The 4,267-nt window shown below is 67.3% G+C and carries 4 protein-coding genes and 1 pseudogene; 4 read left to right on the top strand and 1 reads right to left on the bottom strand.

Features of this window, described 5'->3' with window-relative positions; translation table 11 throughout:
* Together P3W85_RS29430 and P3W85_RS29425 are read left to right on the top strand one after the other, a co-directional pair.
* Positions 1–1,242, top strand: a 1,242-nt coding sequence (locus tag P3W85_RS29430; protein ID WP_276267354.1) for a Zn-dependent hydrolase, incomplete at its 5' end; no start/stop codon positions are given.
* Between the two features lie 96 nt (positions 1,243–1,338).
* Positions 1,339–2,235, top strand: coding sequence for an SMP-30/gluconolactonase/LRE family protein (locus P3W85_RS29425; RefSeq protein ID WP_276267353.1), 897 nt, complete (start codon positions 1,339–1,341; stop codon positions 2,233–2,235).
* 111 nt (positions 2,236–2,346) lie between these two features.
* Here P3W85_RS29425 and P3W85_RS29420 read toward each other — a convergent pair whose 3' ends face one another.
* Positions 2,347–2,685, bottom strand: a complete 339-nt coding sequence (locus tag P3W85_RS29420; RefSeq protein ID WP_017227787.1) for a hypothetical protein — start codon at positions 2,683–2,685, stop codon at positions 2,347–2,349.
* Positions 2,686–2,942: 257 nt separating this feature from the next.
* On the opposite strand from P3W85_RS29420, the gene ompR reads away from it, so the two are divergent.
* Both ompR and P3W85_RS29410 read left to right on the top strand, forming a co-directional pair.
* Positions 2,943–3,665, top strand: coding sequence for an osmolarity response regulator transcription factor OmpR (gene ompR / locus P3W85_RS29415; RefSeq protein ID WP_006576352.1), 723 nt, complete (start codon positions 2,943–2,945; stop codon positions 3,663–3,665).
* 13 nt (positions 3,666–3,678) lie between these two features.
* A pseudogene (locus P3W85_RS29410) lies at positions 3,679–4,267 on the top strand (two-component sensor histidine kinase); the annotation flags it as partial.

The raw sequence follows: 4,267 nt of genomic DNA, 5'->3' as shown, positions 1-4,267 counted from the left end.
GGCCAGGCCATTCTCGACCAGGCGGCCGCGCTGGCCCGCTTCTCGGATATGGAGGGCGGCCTGACCTGCGCCTACCTGACCCCGGCTCATCGCGCCGCGCAGGCCCAGTTGGCCGAATGGATGGCGGCGGCGGGCATGCAGGTCCGCATCGATGCGATCGGCAACGTGATCGGCCGCTATGCCGCCGATCCGGCCGTGGGCGAGACCGCGCGCGTGCTGATGACCGGCTCGCACTTCGACACGGTGCGCAACGGCGGCCGCTACGATGGCCGGCTCGGCATCCTGCTGCCGGTCGCCGTGGCCGGCGCGCTCAACGCGGCCGGCATCCGCCTGCCTTACCACTTCGATGTGGTGGCCTTTGCCGAAGAGGAGGGCCTGCGCTTCAAGACCAGCTTCCTCGCCAGCAGCGTGCTGGCGGGCCGTTTCGACCCCGCCCTGCTGGAGCGCGCCGATACCGACGGCGTGACCATGCGCGCAGCACTGGCCGGCTCCGGCCTGCCGGGCGCGGGCAGCATCGACGCGCTGCGGGCCGCGGCGGTGGACCCCGCCACCCTGCATGGCTTCGTCGAGGTCCATATCGAACAGGGACCGGTTCTGCTGCACCACGGCCTGCCGCTCGGCGTGGTGACGCAGATCGCCGGCAGCAGCCGCTTCCAGGTGCGCGTGCAGGGGCTGGCGAGCCACGCCGGCACCACGCCCATGACGATGCGCAAGGACGCCGCCGCGGCCGCCGCCGAGATGGTGCTGCTGGTGGAGCGGCGCTGCGCCGAAGCGCCCACGCTGGTCGGCACCGTGGGCCAGTTGCAGGTACCGAACGGTTCCAGCAACGTGATTCCCGCCGAATGCGTGTTCTCCATGGATATCCGCGCCGGCGAGGATGGCATTCGCGAGGCTGCCATCGCCGATATCCTGGCCGGCATCCAGGACATTGCCGAGCGCCGCGGCCTCACGGCCGGCGTAGAGCGCGTCACGCCGGTCAACAATGCGCCGTGCGCACGCTGGCTGATGGACCAGTTCGGCGCGGTGCTGAGAAAGCGCGGCCTGCAGGCCTTCGAACTGCCCTCGGGCGCCGGCCACGACGCCATGATGATGCACCGCATCACCGATGTGGCCATGCTGTTTGTGCGCTGCGGCAACGGCGGCATCAGCCACAACCCGCTCGAGACCATCACCGCCGGCGACGCCCAGCTGGCGGCCGAGGTCTTCGTCGATTTCCTGCGGCATTTCCAGCCGCGCGGCTAAGGCCGGCGGCACGGCGCGCTTGCGGTCCCGCCACAAATCGTATTGGATGTAGGCACATCCAACCACAAGATCGAAAGATCGCGACGGAGACCACGCATGGCGCAACGCAAACTGTCGGTTCTGACCAGCGGCCACACCTTCCTGGAAGGACTGCGCTGGCACGAGGGGCGACTCTGGCTGTCGGATTTCTACACCCATCGGGTGCTGGCGGTGAGCCTGGATGGCGCCGTCGAGCCGATTGCCGAGGTGCCGCAGCAACCCTCCGGCCTTGGCTGGTTGCCCGACGGGCGCCTGCTGATCGTCTCGATGCGCGACCGCAAGCTGCTGCGGCGCGAAACCGACGGCAGCCTCGCGGTGCATGCCGACCTGTCCGCCGTGGCCACGGGCCATGGCAACGACATGGTGGTCGACCGGCAGGGACGCGCCTATGTCGGCAATTTCGGCTTCGACCTGATGGCCGGCGCACCGATGCAGACCGCCAGCCTGGCGCGGGTGGATCCGGATGGGTCGGTCACGGTGGTGGCCGAGGGCCTGTTTTTCCCCAACGGCTCGGCCATCACGCCTGACGGCAAGACCCTGGTGGTGGGAGAGACGCTTGGCAACCGCATTTCGGCCTTCGACCTGTCCGAGGACGGCTCCCTCGGCCCAAGGCGCGACTGGGCGCTGTTCGGCAGCCAGCCCGCCGGCACGGATCTGGCCCAGATCATGGGCAACGCCAGGGTCGCGCCGGATGGCTGCGCGCAGGATGCCGAAGGCGCGCTCTGGGTTGCCGACGCCATCGGCAACCGCGTATTGCGCGTGATGCCGGGCGGCCGGATCGACGAGGAAATTGCCTGCGGAACGGGCATCTATGCAGCGGCGCTGGGAGGACCGCGCGGCACTACGCTGTTCCTGGCGGCGGCCCCCAGCTTCGACGAGGCGGAACGCCGGGCCTCGCGGCTGGGCCATATCCTGACCACCGAAGTCGAGGTGCCGCACGCCGGACTGCCCTGAAGGGATACCGCGATGCGATATCCCGCCGGAAAAGTCCGGTAGCCGGAAGTAGGACGGACGCCGATACCCCGCGCGCCGCGTACCGTGGCAAGCTGCTCCACGTATGCGGCCTCAACCGCCCTGGTACATTTCCCGCCCGAGTTCGTAGAGGTTCTGGCGCAGCTTGCGCCGCTCGTCGGGCGACAGCCTGTCGTGCGCGGAGCCACGGGGAAGGCGCTCGGTCACTTCACGCTCGCCGCGGTACTTGCCGCGTGCCCGCGCCTCGTCCTGGCCATGGCGCTCGCGCTCGTTGCGGCCCCCGCCCTCCCGGGAATTCGCCTTGCCGGCGCCGGACAGCAACTGCGCCATGCCAGGCGATTGGGGGTATCCGGCGCTGGCGGCCAGCAGCAGTGCAACAGCCGCGCCGACGCGATAAAGAGTGATCCCGGCGCGCTTGCAGGTGACTTTCATTGATAATGGCGGTTTTGGCTTCGGGTGCGGTGGCTGTCAGGCCCCCGGAAGCCGGAAGTCCGGTAGCCCCGCCTGGCCACGTCATGGCAGTGAAACATCACGGCGGAAACCCACGAAAAGCCCCGTGGGAGCGGCTCCGGAAACGGTATGCGGCAGTGTAAACGCAGGGTGGATGCGCGCCGCCATACCACGGGGTAAAGTATGTAACCTTTTGTTAAGCCATTTTGACCGAAAGCGATTGTCGCTAAGATACCGCCATGGAAAACACCAGCCACAAGATTCTCGTCGTAGACGACGACCCCCGTCTGCGCGACCTGCTGCGCCGTTACCTTGGCGAACAGGGCTTCACGGTACTGGTGGCGGAAAACGCCACCGCGATGAACAAGCTCTGGTTGCGCGAGCGTTTCGACCTGCTAGTACTCGACCTGATGATGCCGGGCGAGGACGGCCTGTCGATCTGCCGCCGGCTACGCGGCGCCAACGACCAGACGCCCATCATCATGCTCACCGCCAAGGGTGAGGATGTCGATCGCATCGTCGGCCTCGAGATGGGTGCCGACGACTACCTGCCCAAGCCCTTCAACCCGCGCGAGCTGATCGCCCGTATCCACGCCGTGCTGCGCCGCAAGGGCCCCGCCGAAGTCCCCGGCGCGCCTTCCGAAACGCCGGAAACCTTCGCTTTTGGCGATTTCGTGCTCAATCTCGCCACGCGCACCCTGACCAAGAACGACGAAGAAATCACCCTGACCACCGGGGAATTCTCGGTGCTCAAGGTCTTCGCCCGCCACCCGCGCCAGCCGCTGTCGCGCGAGAAGCTGATGGAAATGGCGCGCGGCCGCGAATACGAAGTATTCGACCGCAGCCTCGACGTGCAGATCTCGCGCCTGCGCAAGCTGATCGAGCCCGACCCGGGCAACCCGCGCTTCATCCAGACGGTCTGGGGCCTCGGCTACGTCTTCATCCCCGATGGCGTGAAGTAAGGCGCCGCACATCGTGGCGACTGTCATCAGCCGCACGGCTACGCGTGTGTTCGGTTCGCTGTTCTGGCGAACCTTCATTCTGATCGCCCTCTTGCTGGCGATCTCGCTGGGAGTCTGGTTCCAGAGCTATCGGCTCTTCGAACGCGCGCCGCGCGCCCAGCAGGTCGCCATGCAGGTGGTCAGCGTGGTCAAGCTCACGCGCGCAGCCCTGCTTTATTCCGATCCCGCGCGGCGGCGCTTCCTGCTGCTCGACCTGGTGCAGAACGAAGGCATCAAGGTCTACCCGCGCGAGAAAGACGACGATTTCACCTTGCCCACGGCCAATCCCTTCCTGAATTCCCTGGTTCAGCAGGAGATCCGCAGCCGCCTGGGCGAGGACACCGTGATCGCCACCACCGTGAACGACATTCCCGGCGTGTGGGTCAGTTTCGAGATCGAGGGCGACGACTACTGGGTCGCCATCAGCCCGGAGCGCTTCGAGCGCGTCTCGGGCATCCAGTGGCTCTGGTGGAGTATCGCCGCGCTGCTGCTATCGATCATCGGGGCGGCCTTCATCACGTCGCTGGTCAATCACCCGCTCAAGCGCCTGGCCAACGCCGCGC

The organism is Cupriavidus basilensis (genome assembly GCF_029335485.1).
GTDB lineage: Bacteria > Pseudomonadota > Gammaproteobacteria > Burkholderiales > Burkholderiaceae > Cupriavidus > Cupriavidus basilensis_E.
Note: the sequence above shows the minus strand (reverse complement) of the source record. Positions and strands in the feature narration are given on the sequence as shown.